The following is a 23,755-nucleotide window of genomic DNA, read 5'->3' as shown; positions in this document are numbered from 1 at the left end:
GGTCTTCCTGACGCCCGGCCGGACAGGTCCTCGTGCGGGGCGTTCCACCATGGGAGCACGTGGCGCCCTGGTACTAACCTCGCGCTTTCACGCGGATACTGACCGGGGTGTTTCGAAGTAAGCGAAAGGTGCCCCTACCTGCGATAATGAGGGTCTTCGAGGTCCACATCGTCAGCAAACTGGAGCACCTTTCTGATGCAGCAGCCTACCGGCTTCTACCCGCCGTTGACAGTGGACACGACCGCGAAGCGGGTGGTGTCCCACGCCGGTGCGGTGCTGCTGGTCGCCACGGCCGGCAGGGTCGGTTTGGACCGGGAGTTGTCGGCGGCGTTGGCGCCGTGGCGCAAGCAGTGGGCAGTGCTGGACCCGGGGAAGATCCTGCTGGACCTGGCGATCAGCGTCGCCATCGGCGGGGACTGCCTGGCCGACATCGCGGCGCTGCGCAGCGAACCCGCGGTGTTCGGGCGGGTCGCGTCCGACCCCACGGTGTCCCGGCTGATCAACACGTTGGCCGCCACCCCGCAGGCGGCGTTGGCGGCGATCAACCGCGCCAGAAGCGTTGTCCGCGATCGGGTGTGGAGACTGGCCGGGAAGGATGCCCCCGACTTCGAGGCGTCGCGGGACCGGCCGTTGATCATCGACCTGGACGCCACGTTGATCACCGCCCACTCGGACAAAGAGTGGGCGGCGCCGACCTACAAGAAAGGCTTCGGGTTCCATCCGTTGGGGTCGTGGGTCGATCACGGCCCGGACGGCACCGGCGAGCCGCTGTCGATGATGCTCCGCACCGGTCGGGCCGGCGCCAACACCGCCGCCGATCACATCGCGGTCACCAAAGACGCGTTGCGGCAGTTACCGTTCGCCCGCCGCGGCGGTCGGATCGGCCGGATCGGCCAGAAGGTGTTGATCCGCGCCGACGGTGGCGGCGGCACCCACGAATTCCTGGGATGGCTGGCCGGACAGGGACTGTCGTACTCGGTGGGGTTCGGGTTGTCGCAGGACATCGTGGACAAGATCAACCAGATCCCCGACCAGGGCTGGACCCCGGCCTACGACGGCGACGGGAAGGTCCGCGACGGGGCGTGGGTCACCGAACCGACCGGGATGCTGACGTTGAAGACGTGGCCGCCGGGAATGCGGGTCATCGTGCGGGCCGAACGTCCGCATCCCGGGGCGCAGTTGCGGTTCACCGACGTCGACGGGAACCGGTTGACCGCGTTTGTCACCAACACCACCGGTGGGCAACTCGCAGATCTGGAGTTGCGGCACCGGCACCGGGCCCGCTGCGAGGACCGGATCCGCGGCGCCAAGGACACCGGATTGCGGAACCTGCCGCTCACCGGGTTCGCGCAGAACCAGATCTGGGTCGCCGTCGTCCAGTTGGCCACCGAGCTGACCGCCTGGTTGCAGATGCTGGCCTTGACGGGTACCGGAGCGCGCCGTTGGGAACCGAAACGACTGAGGCTTCAACTGTTCTCCGTCGCCGGGATCATCGCCCGCCGATCCCGACGCACCTACCTTCGGCTGTCCGGGCACGCCCCGCACCGGCACCTGTTCACCACCGGCCTGACCCGACTGCACACCCTCCCGCAGGCCACTTGACCCCAAGCAACCCCACCCGACCAGCAACAAGAAGAACCACCGGAACGTGGAATCCGGCACCACCCAGGTGACCTTGGGTCGCTCCGACGAACCCGCAGACCCCGCGGCGGGCGTCACAACACCAGATCTATCGCGCAGAGGGAAGGCCGACCATCTCAAGAAAGATCGAGGCCAATACCCCGGAATGCGGTGGAAGGCCCCCCCTAAAACAGGCTCTTGTGACGTTCTCGTGGGTGGTTTGACCCCTGGTTGTGGGCGACACACCGGGCTGCGTATAGGTTCTGGCTTATCTAGGGTCAGTCACTATCCAGGAGCACGGTGTGCGCGGTGTAACGATATGGCGAAAGCTGCTCGGTGTCGAGCAACTGCAGGTGTGCGATGTGGCGTGGGAGGAGGCCGACGACCGGCAGGTGCTGGTCGTTTCGGTGCGTGCGACGAAGGGCGCCCGGAGTAGGTGCAGTCGATGCCGGCGTAGACGGCCGGGCTATGACCAGGGCGGCGGAACCCGGCGGTGGCGGTCGCTGGACTGGGGGTCGACGATGGTATTCCTGCAGGCTGCGGCTCCGCGGGTGAACTGCCGGACGCACGGGGTGGTCGTCGCGGCGGTGCCGTGGGCCCGACCCGGCGCGCGGGCAACCCGAGCGTTTGAGGACCAGTGCGCGTGGTTGGCGGCGCACACCGCTTCGTCGGTGGTGGCGCAGTTGATGCGGACGTCGTGGCGGCACGTGAGCGCAATCATCGAGCACGTCGTCGCCGACGGTTTGGCCGGCCGGGACGTGCTCGCGGGGCTGCAGCGGATCGGCATCGATGAAATCTCCCACCGCAAAGGCCAGCGGTATCTGACGTGCGTGGTCGATCAAGACTCCGGCAGATTGGTGTGGGCCGCACCGGGCCGCAACAGCGACACCCTGGGTCGGTTCTTCGACGAGCTCGGCCCAGAACGGGCGGCGGCGTTGACGCACGTCTCGGCCGACGGGGCGCAGTGGATCCACGACACCGTGACGGCCCGCGCGCCGCAGGCGGTGCTGGGATTGGATCCGTTTCATATCGTGGGGTGGGCCACCCGGGAGTTGGACAAGGTCCGTCGTCAGACGTGGAACACGCTGCGGGGTAGGAGTAGCTCTGCGCAGGCGTCGTCGGTGAAGGGCAGCCGCTGGGCATTGCTGAAAAACCCGGCGGACCTGTCCCCGGAGCAACGCGGGTCCCTCGCTTCGATCGCCCAGACCAACCGGCATCTGTATCGGGCGTATCTGCTGAAGGAGCAACTGCGCGCGGTGTTCCAGGTCAAGGGCCAGGCCGGCCGTGAACTGCTGGCCGGCTGGATCGCCTGGGCCCGCCGCTCCCAACTCCCCGGCTTCATCGCCCTGGCCGCAACGTTGAAGCGGTTCCAGCAGCTGATTTGGAACACCCTGATCCACCACATGAGCAACGCCCAATCCGAGGCCACCAACACTCACCTACGGGCCTTGACCCGCAGGTCGTACGGCTTTCACAGCCCAGAAGCGTTGATAGCCATGGCAATGCTCACCCGCGGCGGGTTATGCCCGCCGCTTCCCGGACGCTAAACCACCCACGAAAACGTCAGGAGACCCCTAAAACAGGGCCTCCCCCATTCCAGGGGTGGGGGACAGACTGATATCGGCCGCAGTTTCCCGGGCGCCGGCCACGACAAAGGGGAGTTCATCGATGATCGCCGACCTGGCCGACCCGCATCAGGAACTCGCGTCCACCCGACCGCAGAACGTGACGGTGCTGGTGGTCGACGACCATCGCAGTTTTGCGGACCTGCTGTCCTGGGCGCTGAAGTCGGTACCGGGCATGGCGTGCATCGGAACGGCCGGCTCGGCCGAGGAGGGTGTCTCACTCGCGGACGCTCTCCAGCCGGACATCGTGGTGATGGACATCGAGATGCCGCGTGTCGACGGCATCGCCGCCACCCGCCGCGTTCGACTCGTCGCCCCGAACGCCGTGATCGCCGTCGTCACCGCTCATTGCACGGGTGAGTGGCTGTTGAAAGCAGCCCAGGCCGGGGCATCGGCCTTCATCGCCAAGGACGGATCGATGAAGGACATGATCGACATGCTCCGGCAGGCCCGGCGCGGCCACATGCTGGTCGCCGATTCTGCCTTCGACGGGCCCGCGCCCACTCCGGCAAAGGCCATCGACCCCCGCGCACCCGCGATCACGCCGCGCGAACAGGAGGTCCTGCAATTCATGGGCCAGGGATTGCATGCTGCCGACATCGCGTCGGTCCTGGGCATCAGCGTCCACACCTGCCGCGGATACGTGAAGGCGCTGCTGAAGAAATTGGGCGCGAACACGCAATTGGAGGCGGTCATCAAAGCGCAGCATCTCGGCATCATCGTCCACCTGTGAACCTCGAATTCTGGCGTGGTGGCAGCCGGCGTCCCGTGTCCGTCCGGCGCCAGCTCGGGATCTTCTGCGGCGTGGCGGCCGTTGCGCTGATCCTGGTCTCGGTCGCCGCTGTCACCGCGAGCAGATCGCTCGCCCGCAGCCAGGCGCTCAAGGACGCCGAACGGACCACCACCCGTCTGGCCGACCTGGTGATCTCACCGCTGCTGCCCGGCGCTCTGACGGGGTCCGGTCCGCTGCGCGACGAGCTGGACCGCGCGATCATCAACCGACTCGCGGACGGATACCTGACGCAGATCACCATCTGGGACGAGACCGGACAGGTGCGCTACGACAACGACCCGGCCCAGATCGGGCGCCGACTTCCGCTACCGGCCGAGGCCCGGTCGGCCATCACCGGGGACGTCGTCTCGTCGGACTTCACCGATCATCCCGAGGTGAACATCGGGCCCGTCCCGGGACGGTCGGAATTCGTCGAGATCTATGTCCCGCTGCGACTCCCCCATCAGCATTCGATGGCCTTCGAGGCCTATTACGACTACGCCAGGGTCAACGAGCTCGCCCACGAGGTGCTGATGGAACTGATACCCGTCGTGCTCGTTCCGCTGGTCCTGCTGCAGCTGATCCACATTCCGATGGCGGCCTCCCTGGCCTCACGAGTGCGACGAAACGAAGCCGAACGCGTCCGACTGCTGGAATTGAGCTTGTCCGGCTCCGAGCGGGAACGTCTGAGGATCGCCGCAGATCTGCACGACGGACCGATCCAGGAGCTGGCCGGTACCGGTTATGCATTCCAGATGTGGGCGGCTTCCCTGCCGCAACCGCCCGAGCCCATCGTGGATCAACTGCAGGCGGCGGTCAATCGGTCGATCGGATCCCTGCGGCGTCTGATGATCGACCTCTACCCGCCGGATCTGGACGCAAGCCAGCTGCCGAGGACCATCTCCGATCTCGCCGAATCGTTGCGCACGAAAGGAATTGGAGTCACCTTCACCGTCGCGGCCCTGCCCGAACTGGATGCCGAGACCGTGACGGCCCTCTACCGCATCGCCCGGGAGGCGCTCGCCAATGTCGTCGAGCATGCGTGTGCGAGCCAGGTCAGCATCAACCTGGGATCACGGGGAACCGAGGGTCGCCAACGAACCCCGGCCGTCTACCTTCGCATCGCGGACGATGGAATCGGCCTCCACGAAGGATTTCTGGATCGGCGGGCCGAGGGCCACCTCGGCCTCCGACTGCTGGTGGACCGAGTTTCGCACCTGGGTGGTTCGCTCAGCATCGCACCGGGTCCCACTGCCGGGGTGGTGGTGACAGCGGTGCTCCCGAACGGCAATCGGTCGACTGCGCGACCCGTGGACGCCCGTGCCCACAAATTGGGGGTGCACGTACCCCCCGGGCAGGGCTACCGGGCGCGACGTGGATCGGACCACTGTTGATCGTCAGGCGGCGCATCTTCGACGCACACGATCAAAGTACGAGAGGGACACTCATGACGAGACCACAATCATGTCGACCGTACCGACGGCTGCCGGGGCTGCTCCGACGTCGTCCCGGGCGACGCGGCGGAGCAATGGTGGCCTCGGTACTGGTGGCGGCGCTCCTGAGCCCACTGGCCGGCGGACCCGGGACCGCACTGGCCGATCCGGGCGCGCCATTCGTCTCCGGGGTGACCTTCCCGTTCAACGGAGTGTGGCTGGACAGCGTGAACGGCGGGCATTTCTGGGACTCCAGCGGGACCGGACTGTGTCGGATCGACCCAGATGCGGCTGCCGCCGGCGGATTCAGCGAGAACGTGGGGACCTGCGACGTGCAGGCCAAGAAACCGACCCAGGCCGTCGTCGGACCCACGAACGCCGACGGCACCTATTTCGTGTACGCCGCCGACATGTCCAGCAAAAGTGGCGGTCCCGTCCGGATCACCTACGACCCGGCGGCGGACAACGGTGAAGGACGACTGGTCGCCGCCAGCGGGACCCTGCTCGGTGGACTCAACACGGTGGGATTCTTCTCCGACGCCGCCGGCAACTTCAAGAACAGCGCGGTGGCTCTTGGTCCGTGCGACCAGACCCCGGGCGCGCTGACCGCCGGCACCACCTGCCTCGCGCTCTACCTGGCATTCGGAAGATCGAAGAAGATCGAACGAATCAACAATGTCGACAAGGCCTCGGCGGCGCAATCCATCGAAACCATTTCCAAGACGACGGACAAGCGAAAGGGCGTGCGCTTCGGCCTGGGTACCTTCCACCACGCCGCGGGCACCGACGACCTGTACATCGACGAACTCGGCGGCAACGGCGTCTCGTTGCTCACCGACATCGCCCACTGCCCGCCGTCGGAGGGGTCGGCGGACCCGTCCGTCGTCAATCCCCCGATCAACCAGGCCGGCGGATGCTCGGCCGGCGTCGTCGGCGGCATCACCACCAACTTCCCGCAGGGCATGGCGGTGCAGAACGACGCCCAGGGAAACGGGCTGTTCCTCTACGTCGCCGACTCGCCCCGCAATTCGGGTGCCACCGTGCTCCGGTACCACCCGGACTCCGGACTGCAGGACATCGTGTCCAGTTCCGTGAAACCCGCCTACGACTCGCTCCTGAATCCCGGCCAGAGCGTCGCGACCTACACGTTCGTCCTGGGTCTGGCCATCAATCCCCACAACGGTGATCTGTTCATCGGTGACGATCCGACCTTCGCCATCCTGGTGAACCCGCCGCTGGCCAAGGGACACATCTTCACCATTGCGGGAGTGGGCGGTATCGCGCCTGCCGACTGCGTGGGAACGGCCGCGACCGCATGCGCGGTGCCCCCGCCGCCGAGCGTTGCCACTCCGGCGCTCTACGCCTACGGCCTGACGGCCCCCAAGGGGGGCGTCACCTTCGTGCCGAGCGACGACGGGGGCCACCTGTGGGCTGCCGATCACTCACAGGGCCTGTGCCGGCTGGACACCGTCGACAAAGCACCCGGGCTGCACGCCTACAACCCCGCCAGCTGCGACGACGGAGCCGTCCTCGGTTCCGGAGGCCAGACCGCCTACGACGACTCCGTGGTCCCGGGGACGATCAACCAGCACTTCCTCTACGTCGCGCAGAACGATCACCTGTCCCCCGGCGTGATCAGGTTCACCTTCGACCCCGCCGGTGCCGCCGGCAGCGGCACCCTCGTCGCCGGGTCAGCGGTGATCATGGCCCCCAATGCCGGGCTGAACGGTGACAAGGCCAACGGCCTCGCCCTGGGACCGTGCAAGCCTGGGGCACCGAGCACCTGCCAGCATGCCCTCTACATGGGCGGACTGCTGGACGGCTACATCCGCCGGATCAACAATCCGGAAGACGATCCACGGGTGCAGACCGTCGACGTCGTCGCCATGACCACCGAGCAGAAGGCCGGCACGGCGGGGAAGGGCATCAACGGCTCGATGGGCATGATCGGTGACAACCTCTACCTCCCCGAGAACCAGGGTTTCACGGTCATCCGGGGGATCAGCGGCTGTCCGACCAACAACCAGGTCTGCGGCAGCACGCCGTTGAACATCGGCCAGTTCGGTTTCGTCTTCGGCTCGGCGGTCGGGGTCGACCCCAACCACGGCGACGCCGGGCTCGTCTACGCCGCCATCTCACCGGGCGCGGCCAACGCGACCGTCTACCAGTACGACGTCGCGACGAACACGTCCCGCGTCTACGCCACCCAGGGCCAGATGCCGCCGGCCAATTCCGCGGAGGCGACGGTCTGGTGCACGACGACCTGCACCCGCCCGATCGATCCCGCCAACCCGCCCGGCGGCCAGGCCAACTTCCGTTTCGCGCAAGGCATCCTGGTGGATCCCCGAACAGAGGATCTCGGCGGCGGCACGGTCTATCTCACCGAGGACGCCTTCGCCGGCGCCCGCGGCGGCCGCGGTCACGCCTGGGTCTCCCCCTACCTGCCCTACCCCGCCGGCGTCACTCCGGTCCCGCTGCCGCCGGTACCCGGCGCGGCCCCGAAGACCTGCAACGTCACCCTGACCATCCCGGCCCTGGCCGGCGGCCAGACCTACTGGGTGCAGTTCACGACGCACGCGGACGGGCAGATCAGCTCGACCTGGACGATCCCCAGCCCCCAGTCGGCGCAATTGCTGCTCTATGCCGGCAACCCCTTCGCCGGCCAGGCCGATCCGGTCTCCACCGGCTCGAAGGGTGGCTCGATCGCCGCCCAGAACTCCTCCACCACGGCCAACTACTCCATCTCCACCGCGCCGTCCATCAAGACTGCAGGCACGTACACGGTTCAGATCTTCAACGCCGGCAAAGCGATGGGATCGACCACCGGCACCGTCGTCTACGCGAATGATGCCGCCAGCGCCTGCCCGGCCTCACCCACCGCACAGCACCTGATTCCGTGATCAGGCACGCTACGATACGCATTCACCGGGCCGCGCAGAATGGGAGAAACAATGTCTCCTGGGGTACGGACCGCACCTGGCCGGCCACGCCGAGAATCCCTGCGGCGTCGCAATGTTCAGCTCCTGGTGTGGGCAGGCGCCGTCCTCGTGCTGCTGACGTTCGCCGCCCTGCTGGAGGGCGTCCCGGACAACGCCGCACACGTAGCGAGATATGTGGATGATCTCGGGCAGTTGGTAGGGGCGGCCCTGGCGGCGGGCTGCTCCTTCTGGGCCGCCCATCGAAGCCAGGGTCGTCTGCGGCGGTCCTGGATCGCCATCGGGATCGGCGCCGCGGGTTGGGCCGCCGGCGAGGTCGTCTGGTCCTACTACGAGTTGGTCGACAACACCCAGACACCATTTCCCTCGCTGGCCGATGTCGGCTACCTGATGTTTCCGATCGGCGCGGTGGTGGGGCTGTGGCTGTTCCCGACCACCGGTGGGCGCGGGATTGCGCTCCGGCGGCTGCTGGACGGTTGCATCATCGTCGCGTCCCTGGTGGCGGTGTCGTGGGCGACCACCCTGGGGACCGTCGTCCGGGCCGGGAGCAGCAGCCAGTTCGGCTTCATCGTGTCGTTGGCGTACCCGCTCAGCGACATCCTGATCGTCGCGATGGCGGTCAGCGTCGTCTCCCGGCCCACCCATCAGCGAGGCGTGGTCGTCCTGCTGGGCGCCTCGTTGACGGCGATGGCGGTCGCAGACAGCGGATTCTCGTACCTGACGACGACCGGCGCCTACCACACCGGTCACCCCGTCGACCTGGGTTGGTTCGCGGCCTTCCAGCTGATCGCCCTGGCCGCCTGGACCTGCGCCTCCCGCAGCAGCACCGGTGCCGCCGCCGAGGCCGATGCCCAGTCGCAGGCGGCCAGGGCCGAACCGGCGGCGGTCACCCTGTTGCCCTACGTGCCCCTGTCCGTGGCCCTCGCCGTCGTGGTGCTCAGGACGCTCCAGGGGCAGAAATTCGATGCCGTCGAGGCCGTCGCCCTCGGGCTCGCCATTGCGATCGTCCTGGGGCGCCAGTATCTGGCGGTCCGGGACAATCGTGGGCTGCTGGATGAATTGGCGCGGCGCGAGCAGCAGCTGCACCAGCAGGCCTTCCACGATCAGCTCACCGGTCTGGCCAACCGAGCCCTGTTCCTGGACCGCGTGGAACATGCCCTGGCGCTGCGGCTGCGGGAACTCCGTCCGCTCGCGATCCTGTTCTGCGATCTGGACGACTTCAAGGCCGTCAACGACACCGTCGGCCACGGCGCCGGTGACGAGCTACTCATCCGGGTCGCCGAGAGGTTGCGCGGTGTGCTGCGCGCCGGCGACACCCTGGCCCGACTGGGCGGCGACGAATTCGCGGTCCTGGTCGAGGACGGGGTCGACCCGGTCGGCGTGGCCTCCCGCATCGTGGAGACGCTGCACTTCCCGTTCGCCCTGGAAAGTGGCGAGCTGGCCATCGGTGTCAGCGTCGGGGTCACCGAACTGACCGGCGAGCAGGCCAACCCCACGCGCGACGCGCTGTTGGCGCAGGCGGACATCGCGATGTACATGGCCAAACGGAGAGGCAAAGGCCAGATCCAGCTCTACCAGTCGGACATGATTCTGCCCGATACGGCCGACCTGCGCCTTCGCGATCCGCTCCTCCGGGCGGTGCGGAACGGTGCGGTCATCGCCGCCTACCAGCCCATCGTCCGGATCGACGGAGGTGAGGTCACGGGGTTCGAGGCGCTCGCGCGGTGGAGTCACGACGGAGTGCCGATCGAACCGAGCACCTTCATCCCGCTGGCCGCGCGGATCGGCATCATGCCCGAGCTCACGGATCAGATGATCGAACAGGCGTGTGCCCAACTCGCCGACTGGCATCGCAGGCTGGGGCACCACCGCCTCGGCGTCAGCGTCAACGTGACCCCCAGCCTGATCAACGATCGGACCTTTCCCGACCGGGTCGCCGCGATCATGGCCCGACACCTGATTCCGCCGCGCCGTCTGACCCTGGAAATCACCGAGGAAGCCCTCCTGGGTGACCTCTCGGTCGTTCGTGACGTCACCGGGGCGCTCGGCGAGATCGGTGTGCTGCTCTCGCTCGACGATTTCGGCACCGGCTACTCCTCGCTGTTGCACCTCCAGCAGATCCCGCTCGGTTCGGTGAAACTGGACCAGCGCTTCATCGCCAACATCGACCGCGACCCGGCCGCCGAGCGCTTCCTGGCGGCGCTGCTGACCCTCGGACGGGACCTCGGCCTGATGGTCATCGCCGAAGGAGTCGAACGTCCCGAGCAGGCCGCCACGTTGAAGCGGTTGGCGTGTCTCTACGGACAGGGATACCTGTATTCCCGGCCGATGTTCCCCGCCGGACTCGATGCCCTCCTCGGCATCGCGGCCCTTCCGTCGCAGGTCGGTACCGCGGGTTGAGAGGCGACCCCTGGCGGTGGAACGTCTGTACTGGGTAGCTGCTTGAGTCAAGTTGTATTTGGCCATGTCAGAGCCAGTGTGTGCCTACCCGGTCGGTGGTGTCGATTACCCCCGGACCTTTCAGGAGTTGCTGGAGTGGTTCCCGGATGACTCGTCGTGTCTGGCGTATCTGGAGCGTCTGCGGTGGCCCCAGGGGTTTGTGTGTCCGGTGTGCGGGGCGCCCGGCGGTTGGCGTACGGCGAAGGCGAAATGGATGTGCACCAGGTGTGGCCGGCAGACGTCGGTGACCGCCGGCACGATCTTCCACCGGCTCCGGACGCCGCTGTCGACGTGGTTCGCGGCGATCTGGTTCATCACCTCGCAGAAGAACGGGATGTCCGCGCAAGGTCTGCAGCGGGTGCTGGGTTTCGGATCCTACGAAACAGCGTGGGCATGGCTGCAGAAGCTACGCCGGGCGATGGTCCGCCCCGAGCGGGAGTTGCTCTCCGGTGTGGTGGAGTTAGATGAAGTGTTCATCGGCAACGAGCCTCGCGGCCGCGCAGGCGGCGTGAAGGACCACACCGCGGCGATGATCGCAGTGGAATCGATCCCCGGCCGCAAGCTGGGCAGGGTCCGCATCGAGCTGGCCGAGACAGCCCGATCGGTCAGCATGCTCGGCTTCGCCGACCGCGTCATCGCCAAAGGATCAACGGTCAGAACCGATGACGCCAACTACCTGAAGAAGCTGACCGCGGCCGGCTACGAGCACGTCGCGTTCGTCGGGACCGACAGCGCCGAGCCCGCCCACATCAACCTCCCCGGCGTCCACATGGTCGCCTCGCTGCTCAAACGCTGGCTGACCGGCACCCTGCATTACGCGGTCTCCCAGGAGCACCTGGCCTACTACCTGGACGAATACACATTCCGGTTCAACCGACGCACCTCGAAGAGTCGCGGGCTTTTGTTCTACCGACTGTTGCAGCAGGCCGTGAACACAGACCCACACCCGCTCGCTGAACTGCGCAATCCTGTTGCAGCAGTGGACGTCCCGTTCTGAACTTTACTCAAGCAGCTACCCGGTACGTCTGTTCGGAAATCTCGCCACCACGGGTGTAGTCGGCAGACGGCCTGGGTACCGCAGCACCATGAGCGAAACAACTCCAGACATGATCGGTGCCACCGATCCGGACAACGCAGCAGTCAAGGACCCGCACGACTGGGTCACCGGCGACGAGCCGATGACCGCCGCGCAGAGAAGCTACCTGGAGACGCTGGCCCGAGAGGCCGGGGAGCAGCTCCCGGCCACCCTGAACAAGGCCGAGGCCTCCGAGCAGATCGACCGTCTCCAGCAGGCCACCGGGCGCGGCGAGAGTCAGTAGCCGCGCCGCCACCAGCGGCGCCGCCCGCGCGGCGATGAGTTCTTCAGACCGTGCCTCGGCCCGGATGGCCTGTTCCCGATTTCGGCTGCCGCAGAGGGCGGTTCGGTCGGGGCGGTCCGTTCGGCGATGACGGAGCAGGCCAACTGCGACAATGCGGCGTCCGCCGGCCAATCAGATCCCAACGATCGGTCGGCGGCGCCCTCCAGGTCCTCCAGCAGCTGAGCCCCCGCCGCCTGTCGGACCTCGGGATTCTCGGAGAGTGCACTGGCCATCACGCCCGCGATCGACCGGTCGATGCCCGACAGGTCGAAATGCCCCCGGCCCGGCCGGACGCCGAGCAGGTCGGCGAGGACCGCTGCCGTGGAGAACACGTCGGAACGCTTGGTCGCGGGCGCACCGGCCAGCACCTCGGGACTGCGATACCGGTGGGACGGCTGATCAGGCACCGCCACGCCGAAGTCGATGAGTTTGGACTCACCGTTGGTCGAGACCAGGATGTGACGGAGCGACACGTCACCGTGGACGATCTGTCGGTTGTGCGCGAAAGCCAGGCCGCGCAACGCACCTCGGACAGCCGTGACGGCCTGGGGCACGGTGAGACGGCCGGCCTGGTCGCGGATCGCACCGAGATCGGCGCCGTCCACCCACTCCTGGACCAGGTACCAGAGGCCGTCCTCAGCGGTGGTGCTGAAGATGCGGGCGATGTTCGGATGGTCCAGCATGCCCAGGATCATCGCGTCGAACTGCAGCTTGGTCTGGTCCAGGCCGGGCTGCTCCTTCAGGGCGACGTACCGGCCCGAGGTCCGGTCGAACGCCTTCACCATCGGGTCCGCGTGCGGCAGTTGCTCCACCAGCTCGTAACCGCCGATGTACGCCATCGCTCACCACCCTCGCACTGCCCGAAAGATTCCTGACGCACCAGATCTTAGGCACGGTAAGTAAAATATCACTGTCAGTCAAGGGTAATCACCCCTTCGGGTGGCTACCGCCACCATCAGGCCAGTGAACGGGCTTCAGATATGTCGCTATGTCGATCTCGATGCTTAATTTCACCGCACCTGACGGATCCGGATCGGACCCTTCGCGGTACTGGGATCGACCACGGATCCGCCCTGCGTGATCTCCACGTCCCCGGACGCGACCAACCGGCGGGCCGCCTGCCGGGAACGCTCCATCAGGTCCCGCCACTGCTCCCCTCCGACGTCGCGGGCCACCTCGCTGGGACAGATCGAGGCACCACCCGCCCGCGCCGACAGCTTTTCCAGGATGGCCTTCTCCAGCTGCGCATCGACCGGGTCCGCGCGATGACGGCGACAGGCCGAGGAGCAGTACCGGACCGAATCCCAGTCCCGCTCCCACTTCTTGCGCCAGCTGATCCGGCGGCCGCACACCAGGCAGGTCTTGTCGGGATGTTCCACCCCGTCATTGTGCCGAGATCGTCGTGCCGACGTCAGCGCCCGGCCAGCGACGGGTTCCAGGGCATGAGGGTCGGGAGCTCGAAGATCCCCGGTTCGGCCTGACAGACGAATGGAATCGCCCCGATCACCGGACCGGCCGTCGCGTACTGCCCGGCCTTGGTCCGCCGACCGTCGACGACCGGCGGATCCGTTACGTCGACGGCGATCTCGATTCCGGGGACACCCCTGACCGAGACGGTCCACAGGTGTGGATCCTCGAAGCCCGGCAGATCCGGATCCATGATCCAGTTGACCGACAGCGTCAGGAAGCGGGCACCGTCCACGATCGCGTGCCAGCGCCAGTTGGTCCCGGCGACGGTCCCCGCCTCGATCACCCCGGCCCGGATCTCGAGCCGCCTGGTGGCCGCGAACAACTGGTGATCGGGTTCGATGCGTTCGATCCGCACCCCCAGGCTGTCGGCCGCGTAGTGGATCGCCTCGGCGAAGAGCTTGTCGTAGAGCGCGGCGAACTCGCCGGTCAGCATCGACGCATCATGGACGTCCCGACCCATGCCCATCACCCCGAAGACGAATCCGGGATCGGGCATCGATGCTGCGTCGACCACTTCCCGCACCGAGATCGAGTCGACCCGCAGGCACATGCCGGTCGCCGTCAGGGTCAGCCGTTCCAGGATGAATCCGGGATTGATGCCCGCGCCGAAGAGCGTGACACCACCACGTCTCGCGGCATCGGCGAACAACGCCTGGCGCTCCGGGCCGTGCGCCCTCGGATAGTGATGGCCCTGCGTGGTGATGACGTTCTTCCCCGACTCCAGCAGCGCGATGATGTCGGCGTCCTGGGACTCGTAGGGGATGCCGACCCGGGCGGTGTGGAGGACGACATCGGCGTCCAGGGCGAGGATGTCGTCGATGTCGTCGGTCGCAATCACCCCGGTGGGCTCCCGCCGCGCGATCTCGCCCGCATCCAGTCCGCGTTTGCGCTCGGAGTGGACGTACAGACCGACCAACTCCAGATCCGGGTGCTCGATCACCGCCCGCAGCGTGGTCTTCCCGACCGCGCCGGTCGCCCACTGGACCACCCGCCACGGTCGCCCCGTCATGTGTGCCCGATCATCTGTGCAGGATCATCTGGGTGCAGCGGAACAAGGCAATCTTGCGGCCGCCCGGGTCCAGCACCGTCGCGTCCCAGACCTGGGTCCGCCGGCCACCGTGCTGGAGCTCGGCCACGCACGTGATCGTCCCGTCGCGGCAGGTCCCGAGGAACGAGGATTTCAGCTCGAGCGTGGTGAAGCCTGCCGCGTCCTCCGGCAGGGCCAGCCGGCAGCCCAGACCGCACAACGTGTCGGCCAGCGTGATGACGGTGGCCGCATGCAGATACCCGTTGGGGGCCAGCAGCCCCGGACGGATCGTCAAAGCACCGGCGATGCGGGAGGCACCGATCTCGGTGACCGTCATACCGATCAGACCGGGCAGCCGCCCGGCCATCAGGGCGTTCATCGCTTCGACCGAGGGCTCTGCGTTCACGGGTCGAGACGTTCGATGACGAGAGAGGTGGCCAGGCCGAGGGCGGCCGGGATGGTCAGCAGCCCATAGCGTCCGCCCGTGCGTTCCAGTGCGTCGAGTGCGGTGGCCAGCAGGATCCCGCCGCTGGCGCCCAGCGGGTGACCCATCGAGACGGCCCCACCGTCGACGTTGACGATCTCGGGGTCGAACCCGAACTCGCGCAGGACCACCAGTGGGCTGACCGAGAACGATTCGTTGGCCTCGACGATGTCGATGTCGGCCGCGCCCAACTTCGCGGAGGCCAGCGCCCGTCTGGTGGAGGGAATGGTCCCGGTCAGCAGAGGCGAGCGCACTGCGCCGGTCGAGGCCGAGAGAATCCTGGCCCGCGGCGCCCTACCGAGATACCCTGCCGCATCGAGGTTCCCGATCAGCGCCAGCGATGCAGCATCCACCATCTGCGGCGCGGTCGCCGCCGAGTGCACGGCAGGGAATTCACCGACCTCCGGAAGTCGACGGCCGACCCGGGCGTGCGCGGCCGCATCGCCGGCGAACAACAGCGGCATGGCGGCGAAGTCCTCGGCGGTCATCGTCGGCCGGATGCCCTCGTCCGCGGCCAGCAGCACCGCGCCGTCCGCGCCCCGCACCGGCACCACGCTGCGCCGGTAGTGCCCGGCCGCCCACGCGGCTGCCGCACGTCGATGTGACTGCAGCGCATAGGCATCGGCCTGCTCGCGGGTGACTCCGGCCACCTGCGCGGTGAGATCGGCCGACACCCCGATCGTGACGAACCCGGTCCGCTCACCGAGTTCCTCGTCGAAGGCGATCGCCGCCCGGTCGGCCAGCATCGGAACCCGGGACATCGACTCGACGCCACCGCCGAGCACGACGTCGGCCATGCCGCTGCTGACCTGGGCGGCCGCAGCGGCCAGCGCGTCCAGACCCGAACAGCAGAGCCGCGAGATCACCGCACCGGAAACGGTATCCGGCCAGCCGGCCCAGATCACCGATGTCCTGGCCACATCTGCGCCCTGCTCGTGGCTGGCCGTGCTCACACCGAGGATGATCTCCTGAACCTGCACCCGCCGTTCGGCGAGCCCGAGCCGGGTGTCCAGGGCGTGCAGCAACTGACCGACCAACTCCTGGGGCGCGACGCCGGACAGTGTGCCGCCGCTTCGCTTGACCCGGCCCCTTGGCGTCCGGACCACGTCGTAGACGTAGGCATCCAACACCTTTCTGAAGCTACTGTAGAGAGAGCCAGGTAACAAGACCTGACCCATCCGCCACAGATGAGCCCGATGAACGAGCCGACACCCGCCACGCCCGCCCCGAGCGCGATCGGCTCGGCCCTGCTGCTGGTCGGCGACCAGTGGAACCTGCTGATCCTGCAACAGGCCTTCCTCCGGCACGTCCGGCGGTTCGCGGACTGGCGCGACAGCCTCGACGTGGCGGACTCGGTGCTGTCCGCCCGGATCCGGGAACTCGTCGCCGCGGACGTGTTGGCGCCCGGTCCCTACCGGACCAGTGGTCGCCGCCGGACGGAATACCGACTGACCGAGAAGGGTCTTCCCCTCTGGCAGTTCCTCGTGGCGATCTGGTCGTGGGAACAGGCCTGGGTCGATCCGGGCGGCCGGGACTCCCCTGCGGCGGCCCGTCTGGAGCATCTGACCTGCGGCCGGTTCACCGTGCCCGAGCTGGGTTGCCGGACCTGCTCCGCCGCCCCCGTGACGGCCCGGGACACCTCGGTGACCACCGGCCCGGAGATCACCTTCCGCAGGGTGGCGGTGGCTCGTCATCACCGCCGGACGGTGCGCGATCGCGACCGGACCCGCGCCGACTCGTACCGGCCGCAGACGTTGGAGATCCTGGGCGACCGGTGGAGCACCGTGCTGCTGGTCGCCGCCTTCCTGCGGGTGCGCCGGTTCGCCGACTTCCAGAGGGAGCTCGGGATCGCGCCAGGCGTGCTGAGCGACCGGCTCGGCCGCTTCCAGGAACTGGGTGTGCTGCGCCGGGTCCGCACCGCTGTGGACCGCGAGGAGTACCGGCTGACCGACAAGGGTCTCGGGTTCTTCCCGGTCTTCGCCTTCCTCCTCGACTGGGCCCAGCGCTGGTATCCGCAGCCGCCGGGTACGGGACTCGCCATCCTCCACCACGCCGGCGGGCACCCGTTCCAACCCTTCCTTCGCTGCGCGCAGTGCCGGCAGCCGATGGCCCGGCAGCAACTACGATTCGAGCTGGTCCCTCAGCCGCCCTGAGCCAGACGCTCCCGTTCGTCGCGCTCGTCGCGATCGGTCCAGGTGCAGACGCACACCTCGTTGCCCTCCACGTCGGCCAGCACCCAGAAGGACCGCGCGGAGGACTCGTCCACCAGGACGCCGCCGGCCGCCAGCGCAGCGGCCACCCTGGCGGCCGCCTCGTCGTGGGCCACCGTGATGTCGAAGTGCACCCGGTTCCGTTGCCGACGTGGCTCGTGCATCTGCTGGAACCAGATCGCCGGCAGCCGGCCGGCGGGGTCGACCACGGCGTCCTCGGGACCACCGAGCCCCGGTTCGTCGCCGTAGGCCATCACGGCTTTCCAGAACGGCCGGATTGCCGCGATGTCCATCGCGTCGATGGCCATCTCGAGCATCTGTACCGGAGGCGTCGATGCGGCCGCCGTCGCCCCCGAGGTCCTGAGCCCGAGCGACTCGACGGCCGTGGTGATCCACCGGGCCAGAATTACATCGAGAGCCGTGACCCTCGCGGTGGTTCTGTCCTGCAGCGACATCTCCACCCGGTCCGGCCGGAGGTCGACGTGCAGGTGCGCACCGCCCGGATCCGCATCTGCACCGGCGTCCACCGCCGCCGCAGCCACCGCTGCCGCAGCCACCGACAGACCCTGCTGGGTAGAGGTGACCGCGACCGAGGTGCACAGGTTGGCCAGCAGGTACCGCCACCCGATCGATTCGACGGCCATCGAGGCGGCCGTCCGGGACAGTGGCACCCCGGCAGCGACCCCCGACAGGACCCCGCACAGCCGGAGGACCTCGGCCACCAGAGCGTGATCGGCAGCAAGACCGTCGTCCAGGAATCCCAGGACCGCCGTGACGGCCGCTTCCAGCGGACCGGCGGCCAGCCCCTGTACCCGTTCGGCCGCAACATCTTTCACCGGCACGCCGGCCCCACGCAGATGATTGATCCAGGCGGCCACCGGCCGCACCGCCCCCACCGGCATTCGACCGGCCGCACGCTCCCGGCGGAGAACCGGCACGAACCGGACCGGTACCTTCTGCGAGCCGTCCGCTGCGATCTGGGACAGCAGGTGCCGTATCCGGGCGTTCCCGAATCTCCCCAGCAGCGCCGTCCGGTAGTCGTCCAGCTCCCCGGCCGGCAACGTGAGGTGGACGCACGCCAGGTCCCACCACTCGGACACCCAGGCCAGGCACCGGGGGTCTGCGACGGCCTCGGCGATGGTCAGGTGGCCGAGAGTGCTGCCGGCGTAGGCCAGCAGCGAGTGGGCACCGTTGAGCAGCCATAGCTTCCGCTGCTCGAAAGGTGCGATGTCCTGGACGAACCTGGCTCCCGCCGCCTCCCAGGACGGCCGACCCGCCGGGAAGTGCCCGCTGAGCACCCATTCCGAGAACGGCTCGGTCACGACCGGGGCCGCGTCGCCGTACCCGGTCAGCTCCCGTGCGACCGCTCCGTCCGCTGCCGTGGTGGCCGGGGTGATCCGGTCGACCATCGTGGTGACGAAGCTGACGTGCTCGGAGATCCATCCGGCCAGTCCCGGATCGACCGAGGCCGCATGCTCGCCGACCATCCGCGAGGTCACCGAACCGTTCTCCGGGAGGTTGTCGCAGGACACCACCGTCAGCGGACCGCCCCCGGCCGCGCGACGGGCCGCGAGACCCTCCACCAACCTGCCCGCCGCCGAATCGCTTCCGCCCTGGACGTACCCGGCCTCGGTGATCGTCAGCGTCACCACGGCGACAGCGGGATCGGCCAGGTACCGGAGGAACTCCTCGCGGCGGCCTCCGGGGAACGCCTGGACCACGCTGCCGATCACCTCGGCCGTGTCACCCCCGGCCGCCCTGGTGATCAGCGTGTAGCGGCAGTCCTGGGCGGTGAGCGCCTCGGCCAGGGCCGTCGACCGGCCGGTGAACGCGACGATCCCCCACTGCGACGCGTCCGGGGAGTGCGCTGTGTACCAGGCCTGATGGGCCCGGAAGAAATTGCCGAGGCCCAGGTGGACGATGCGAACAGGCGGCCGTGGCAACACATTTGCAGCCGCCGGGCCATCGGTGCAAGGTTCTCCCATGAGGAACACCCTGTCAGCCGCCGGCGAGGTCGGGTCCGGCGCCACCCTGATCGGTGGTTCGCAGGGGGTACTGACGCCGCAGCGGATCCGGGACTTCGTCGCCGAATCCCTGGCCGCACAGGACCTCGACGGCAGGAGCGTCTGCGTGATCGTCCCGGACGGCACGCGCAGTTGTCCGCTTCCACTGCTGCTGTCCGCCCTCCACGGGGCCCTGTCCGGACGGGCCGTCCAGGTCACCGTGCTGATCGCCCTGGGGACCCACGCCGCGATGGACGAGGCCCAGCTGGCCCGGCACCTCGGGTACGCCGAGGGCGCTCTGGCGGCCACCTACCCCGGTATGACGATCCGCAACCACGAGTGGTGGAACCCGGACACGTTCGTCTCGCTCGGTTCGATCAGCGCCGAGCGGGTCGGCGAGCTGTCGGGGGGTCGACTGCACCGCAGCGTCGAGGTGGTGCTGAACCGGGCGGTGGTCGATCACGATGTCGCGATCGTCGTCGGGCCGGTGTTCCCGCACGAAGTGGTCGGCTTCTCCGGCGGCAACAAGTACTTCTTCCCCGGGGTGGCCGGGCCGGAGGTCATCGACTTCTCGCACTGGCTGGGGGCCCTGATCAGCAGCGTCGAGATCATCGGGACCCGCGGCATCACTCCGGTCCGCGCCCTGATCGACGAGGCGGCCTCGTTGATCCCGAGCCGCCGTCTGGCCCTGTGCCTGGTCGCCGAGTCCGGCACCGACGCGTTGCACGCGGCGTCCTTCGGAACCCCTGAGGCGGCCTGGGCGGCCTGCGCCGACATCTCCGCCCTGACCCACGTCCGGTACCTGGACGCGCCGGTGGCCAGGGTGCTCTCGATCATCCCGACCCGCTACCAGGACATGTGGACGGGGGCCAAGGGGTTCTACAAGGTCGAGCCGGTGGTGGCCGACGGCGGACAGGTCATCCTGTACGCACCGCACATCAACGAGCTCTCCGCGATGCATCCGGCCATCACCGAGATCGGTTACCACTGCAGGGACTACTTCCTCGGTCAGTGGGACAGATTCAAGGATCACCACTGGGGAGACCTCGCGCACTCGACCCACCTGCGGGGGGCCGGCACCTGGGATCCGGTGGACGGCGAACGCGGACGGGTCACCGTCACGCTGGCCACCGGCATCCCGGAAGCGGTGGTGCGCGCGGCTAACCTGGACTACCTCGACCCGGCCTGCGTCGATCGGGCCGCCCTCGAGGCGGACCCGGACACGCTCGTCCTACCCCAGGCCGGCGAGGTCCTGTTCCGGTTACGAGGAGAGCAATGACCATGGTCTGGGAAGAAGCTGCGCTGCAACGCATCCGGGTCGCCCTGGAGGGGGTGACGCGGCTGGGCGTCGCCTTCTCCGGCGGCGTGGACTCCTCGGTGCTGGTGGCGGCGGCGGTCCGGATCCTCGGCGCGGATCGGGTGGTCGCCGTGCTGGGGGTCTCGCCCAGCCTGGCCGCGGACGAGCGGACCGCGGCCCACGAGGTGGCCCGGTTCATCGGGGTGCCGGTCGTGGAGGTCGCGACCTTCGAGGGCGACCGACCGGCCTACCGCGCCAACGGACCGGATCGCTGCTTCCACTGCAAGGACGAGCTCTTCACCCGGATCGACGACGAGGTGATCGCCGCCCACCGGCTGGATGCGGTGGGCTACGGCGAGAACGCCGACGACTCGCTCCGGCCGGACCGTCCGGGTGCCCGCGCCGCGACGGACCACCACGTGCTGCGCCCGCTGGTCGAGGCCGGTCTGGACAAGGCCGCGGTCCGGCGGCTGGCCAGGAGCTGGCAGCTGCCGTGCGCCGACAAGCCGGCCGCTCCGTGCCTGGCCTCCCGCGTCCCGCACTTCCAGAGCGTCAGCCCCGAGAAGCTGCGGCAGATCGAGAAGACGGAGTCCGCCCTGCGCCGGCTGGGTCTGGGCAATCTACGGGTCCGGCACCACGGTGACGTCGCCCGCATCGAACTGACCGAGGACGATCTGTTGCGGGCCGTGCACGAACCGGTGCGGAGCGGAATCCGGCAGGCGGCCGAGGCTAGCGGCTTCCGCTTCGCCGCCGTCGATCTGGCCGGGGTGCAGTCCGGTGCGTTCACCCTGCCGCTGGTCCGGGTCGATGGCTGAGCTCGAGGATTTCGCCACCCTGGACTTCACCAGGGCCCAGCGCCGCGGCTATCCGGAGGCCGTCCTGTGCCAGGGCAAGACCGTCGGGCAGGTCGCGCAGATCGCCGCAGCGTTCCGGGACCGGGCCGACGGTGTGGTCCTGTTCACCAGGGCGACACCGGCCCACGCCGACGCGATCCTCGGTGAACTCCCGGAGGCGTTGCACGACGACGATTCCCGGTTGGTCATCTGGCCCTCCGCTCCCCCTTCGCCGACCGGGGGGCTCGTCGTGGTGGTCAGCGCCGGAACCTCGGATCTGCCGGTCGCCCGCGAGGCGCTGCTGAGCGCGCAGTATCTCGGACGTCCCACCGCGCTGGTCGTCGACGTGGGGGTGGCCGGACTGCACCGGGTGCTGGCCCGGCTGGAGCTGCTGCGGAGCGCCAGGGTGCTGATCGTGGCCGCCGGGATGGACGGGGCCCTGCCCAGCGTGGTGGCCGGGTTGGTCTCCGCGCCCGTCATCGCGCTACCGACATCGGTCGGATACGGTGCCTCGTTCGGCGGCGTCGCCGCGCTGCTGTCCATGCTCAATTCCTGCTCGCCGGGCGTCGGCGTCGTCAACATCGACAATGGTTACGGCGCAGGCCATCTGGCGGCACAGATCGCTGCGCCGGTGCCACCGGGATGACGGGGGGACACGCCTGGATCGATGCGTCCGCCGGGGTGGCCGGCGACATGCTGCTCGGCGCACTGCTCGACGCCGGCGCGCAGCTGTCCGGCATCCAGCGGGCCGTCGACCTGGTGATCCCCGGTTCCGTCCGGCTGGATCGGACCCAGGTCGACCGCGCGGGGCAGCGGGCCACCAAGGTCGATGTCGCAGTGCTGGTCGACGACCCGCCGCACCGCCGGTGGGCCGACCTCCGCATCCTGCTGGCGGGCGGCGACCTGGACCCCGCGATCCGTGACCGGGTGCTGGCCGTCTTCGCGCATCTGGCCGACGCCGAGGCCCGCGTCCACGGCATCCCGGCGGACGACGTGCACTTCCACGAGGTCGGAGCCCTCGATTCGATCGCCGACGTGGTCGGGGTCTGCGCGGCCATCGACGATCTCGGCATCACCGGCATCACCGCGGGCTCGGTCGCGGTCGGCTCCGGGCGGATCACCACCGCCCACGGCGATATCGCCGTGCCGGTACCGGCCGTCGCGCAACTCGCCATCGGTTGGCAGGTGAGCACCGGTGGCCGCGGAGAACTGACCACTCCGACCGGGATGGCGCTGGTGACCACGCTGGCCACGGCCTGCGAGCCGCTCCCGCCGATGACGTTGCACGCCATCGGGATCGGGGCCGGCAGCAAAGACTTCCCGGATCGACCGAACGTCACCCGGGTCCTGATCGGCAGTCCCACCTCACCGGACGCCGGGACCGAGTCCGGCCTCGTCCTGGAGACCAACATCGACGACATGGACCCGCGTCTGTGGCCGGGCGTCCTGACGGCCCTCCTGGCGGACGGGGCGGCCGACGCGTGGCTCACCCCGATCCTGATGAAGAAGGGCCGTCCGGCCCACACCCTGAGCGTGCTGTGCCGACCCGCCCAGGGCCGGCTGCTGCGGGCCAGCATCTTCGCGCTCACCAGCACCATCGGCATCCGGGAACACCGGGTCGACAGGGACGTCCTGGCCAGGAGCTGGGTCGACCTGCCGGTCGCCGGCAGCACCGTGGCCATCAAGATCGCCCACCGCGACGGCCGGATCGTCCGGGCGACCCCCGAGTTCGACACCGTGCAGGCTGCCGCCCAGGATTCGCGCCGGCCCACCGCAGAGGTGCTGGACGCGGCGGTCTCGGCCGCCCACCGCGCCGGACTGGTCGTCGGCGGGCCGCTGCCGGCCGCCCCGTCAGAAGGCCTGCTCGATGTGCGAAAGCTCGACCTCCTGGCCGGGGCGCGCGAGGACCCCGATCACGTCGAACCGGACGCTGACCCACCGCATCCCGTAGTCGGCGAGGAAGACCTGGGCCAGCCGTCGCAGCTTGCGCCGCTTGCCCTGGGTGACCGCCTCGAACGGTGAACCGAATCCGTCGCCGCTGCGGGTCTTCACCTCGCAGATCACCACCTGCTGAAGACCGTCGGTGGCGACGATGTCGATCTCGCCCTCCTTGCACCGCCAGTTGCGCATCAGGATCACCAACCCCAGACCCTCCAGGTGCGCGGCCGCCAGATCTTCGCCCCGTCTGCCCAGCTCGTTGCCGGCAATCGACGCCATGGCCATCCACCCCGTCCATCCCCCGCGGACC

The 23,755-nt window shown here is 68.6% G+C and carries 19 protein-coding genes and 1 pseudogene; 13 read left to right on the top strand and 7 right to left on the bottom strand.

Annotation, left to right across the window (positions count from 1 at the left end; genetic code table 11):
- Positions 1-195 precede the first annotated feature (195 nt).
- The 8 genes from H7F38_RS15635 to H7F38_RS15600 all read left to right on the top strand — a co-directional run bounded on the left by H7F38_RS15635 (position 196) and on the right by H7F38_RS15600 (position 12,144).
- Positions 196-1,602: an IS1380 family transposase gene (locus H7F38_RS15635; RefSeq protein ID WP_187090722.1), complete on the top strand. Its 1,407-nt coding sequence runs from the start codon at positions 196-198 to the stop codon at positions 1,600-1,602.
- A gap of 320 nt (positions 1,603-1,922) precedes the next feature.
- Positions 1,923-3,167 carry an ISL3 family transposase gene (locus tag H7F38_RS15630; protein WP_187090721.1) on the top strand — a complete coding sequence of 415 codons (1,245 nt, stop codon included), beginning with the start codon at positions 1,923-1,925 and terminating at the stop codon, positions 3,165-3,167.
- Positions 3,168-3,288: 121 nt separating this feature from the next.
- Positions 3,289-3,978 carry a response regulator transcription factor gene (locus tag H7F38_RS15625; protein WP_187090720.1) on the top strand — a complete coding sequence of 230 codons (690 nt, stop codon included), beginning with the start codon at positions 3,289-3,291 and terminating at the stop codon, positions 3,976-3,978.
- Positions 3,975-5,411: a sensor histidine kinase gene (locus tag H7F38_RS15620; protein ID WP_187090719.1), complete on the top strand. Its 1,437-nt coding sequence runs from the start codon at positions 3,975-3,977 to the stop codon at positions 5,409-5,411. Before H7F38_RS15625 ends, H7F38_RS15620 begins: the two co-directional genes overlap by 4 nt.
- Before the next feature lie 53 nt (positions 5,412-5,464).
- Positions 5,465-8,350, top strand: coding sequence for a hypothetical protein (locus tag H7F38_RS15615; RefSeq protein WP_187090718.1), 2,886 nt, complete (start codon positions 5,465-5,467; stop codon positions 8,348-8,350).
- Between the two features lie 126 nt (positions 8,351-8,476).
- On the top strand, positions 8,477-10,786 hold the full coding sequence (locus tag H7F38_RS15610) for a bifunctional diguanylate cyclase/phosphodiesterase (protein ID WP_187090717.1): 2,310 nt from the start codon (positions 8,477-8,479) through the stop codon (positions 10,784-10,786).
- Positions 10,787-10,850: 64 nt separating this feature from the next.
- On the top strand, positions 10,851-11,822 hold the full coding sequence (locus tag H7F38_RS15605) for an IS1595 family transposase (protein ID WP_187090716.1): 972 nt from the start codon (positions 10,851-10,853) through the stop codon (positions 11,820-11,822).
- 88 nt (positions 11,823-11,910) lie between these two features.
- On the top strand, positions 11,911-12,144 hold the full coding sequence (locus H7F38_RS15600) for a DUF3072 domain-containing protein (RefSeq protein ID WP_187090715.1): 234 nt from the start codon (positions 11,911-11,913) through the stop codon (positions 12,142-12,144).
- Here the strand turns inward: H7F38_RS15600 and H7F38_RS15595 are convergent.
- The 5 genes from H7F38_RS15595 to H7F38_RS15575 form a co-directional block, all read right to left on the bottom strand.
- Positions 12,138-13,022 (bottom strand): serine/threonine-protein kinase, encoded by an 885-nt coding sequence (locus H7F38_RS15595; protein ID WP_187090714.1) that lies wholly within the window; start codon positions 13,020-13,022, stop codon positions 12,138-12,140. The genes H7F38_RS15600 and H7F38_RS15595 overlap by 7 nt on opposite strands.
- A gap of 171 nt (positions 13,023-13,193) precedes the next feature.
- Complete coding sequence (locus tag H7F38_RS15590; protein WP_187090713.1) at positions 13,194-13,562, bottom strand: DUF2256 and DUF3253 domain-containing protein; 369 nt, start codon at positions 13,560-13,562, stop codon at positions 13,194-13,196.
- A 32-nt stretch (positions 13,563-13,594) separates the two neighbouring features.
- Positions 13,595-14,662, bottom strand: a complete 1,068-nt coding sequence (locus tag H7F38_RS15585) for a dihydrodipicolinate reductase (protein WP_187090712.1) — start codon at positions 14,660-14,662, stop codon at positions 13,595-13,597.
- Positions 14,663-14,672: 10 nt separating this feature from the next.
- Entirely contained in the window at positions 14,673-15,086 is a 414-nt protein-coding gene (locus tag H7F38_RS15580; protein WP_222618109.1) for a PaaI family thioesterase, read from the bottom strand.
- Positions 15,083-16,294, bottom strand: coding sequence for an acetyl-CoA C-acyltransferase (locus H7F38_RS15575; RefSeq protein ID WP_222618108.1), 1,212 nt, complete (start codon positions 16,292-16,294; stop codon positions 15,083-15,085). The genes H7F38_RS15580 and H7F38_RS15575 overlap by 4 nt, the downstream gene beginning before the upstream one ends.
- Before the next feature lie 66 nt (positions 16,295-16,360).
- Between H7F38_RS15575 and H7F38_RS15570 the strand changes: the two genes are divergently transcribed.
- Complete coding sequence (locus H7F38_RS15570) at positions 16,361-17,317, top strand: helix-turn-helix domain-containing protein (RefSeq protein ID WP_187090710.1); 957 nt, start codon at positions 16,361-16,363, stop codon at positions 17,315-17,317.
- On the opposite strand, the gene H7F38_RS15565 is transcribed toward H7F38_RS15570, so the two are convergent.
- Entirely contained in the window at positions 17,305-19,359 is a 2,055-nt protein-coding gene (locus H7F38_RS15565) for a VOC family protein (protein ID WP_187090709.1), read from the bottom strand. The genes H7F38_RS15570 and H7F38_RS15565 overlap by 13 nt on opposite strands.
- On the opposite strand from H7F38_RS15565, the gene H7F38_RS15560 reads away from it, so the two are divergent.
- The 4 genes from H7F38_RS15560 to larC are packed head-to-tail and all read left to right on the top strand — an operon-like array spanning position 19,358 to position 23,529.
- On the top strand, positions 19,358-20,656 hold the full coding sequence (locus H7F38_RS15560; RefSeq protein ID WP_187090708.1) for a lactate racemase domain-containing protein: 1,299 nt from the start codon (positions 19,358-19,360) through the stop codon (positions 20,654-20,656). The genes H7F38_RS15565 and H7F38_RS15560 overlap by 2 nt on opposite strands.
- Complete coding sequence (gene larE / locus H7F38_RS15555) at positions 20,653-21,489, top strand: ATP-dependent sacrificial sulfur transferase LarE (RefSeq protein ID WP_187090707.1); 837 nt, start codon at positions 20,653-20,655, stop codon at positions 21,487-21,489. The genes H7F38_RS15560 and larE overlap by 4 nt, the downstream gene beginning before the upstream one ends.
- A complete protein-coding gene (larB, locus tag H7F38_RS15550; protein WP_187090706.1) occupies positions 21,482-22,153 on the top strand; it encodes a nickel pincer cofactor biosynthesis protein LarB in 672 nt (223 codons plus the stop codon). The genes larE and larB overlap by 8 nt, the downstream gene beginning before the upstream one ends.
- Positions 22,150-23,529 (top strand): nickel pincer cofactor biosynthesis protein LarC, encoded by a 1,380-nt coding sequence (gene larC, locus H7F38_RS26070; RefSeq protein ID WP_370531256.1) that lies wholly within the window; start codon positions 22,150-22,152, stop codon positions 23,527-23,529. Before larB ends, larC begins: the two co-directional genes overlap by 4 nt.
- Here larC and H7F38_RS15540 read toward each other — a convergent pair.
- A pseudogene (locus tag H7F38_RS15540) lies at positions 23,422-23,724 on the bottom strand (YraN family protein); the annotation flags it as partial. The gene larC and the pseudogene H7F38_RS15540 sit on opposite strands and share 108 nt — an antisense overlap.
- Between the last annotated feature and the right edge of the window lie 31 nt (positions 23,725-23,755).

The organism is Nakamurella sp. PAMC28650 (genome assembly GCF_014303395.1).
In the GTDB taxonomy this organism is placed as follows: Bacteria; Actinomycetota; Actinomycetes; order Mycobacteriales; family Nakamurellaceae; genus Nakamurella.
This window is presented reverse-complemented; position numbering and strand designations above follow the sequence as displayed.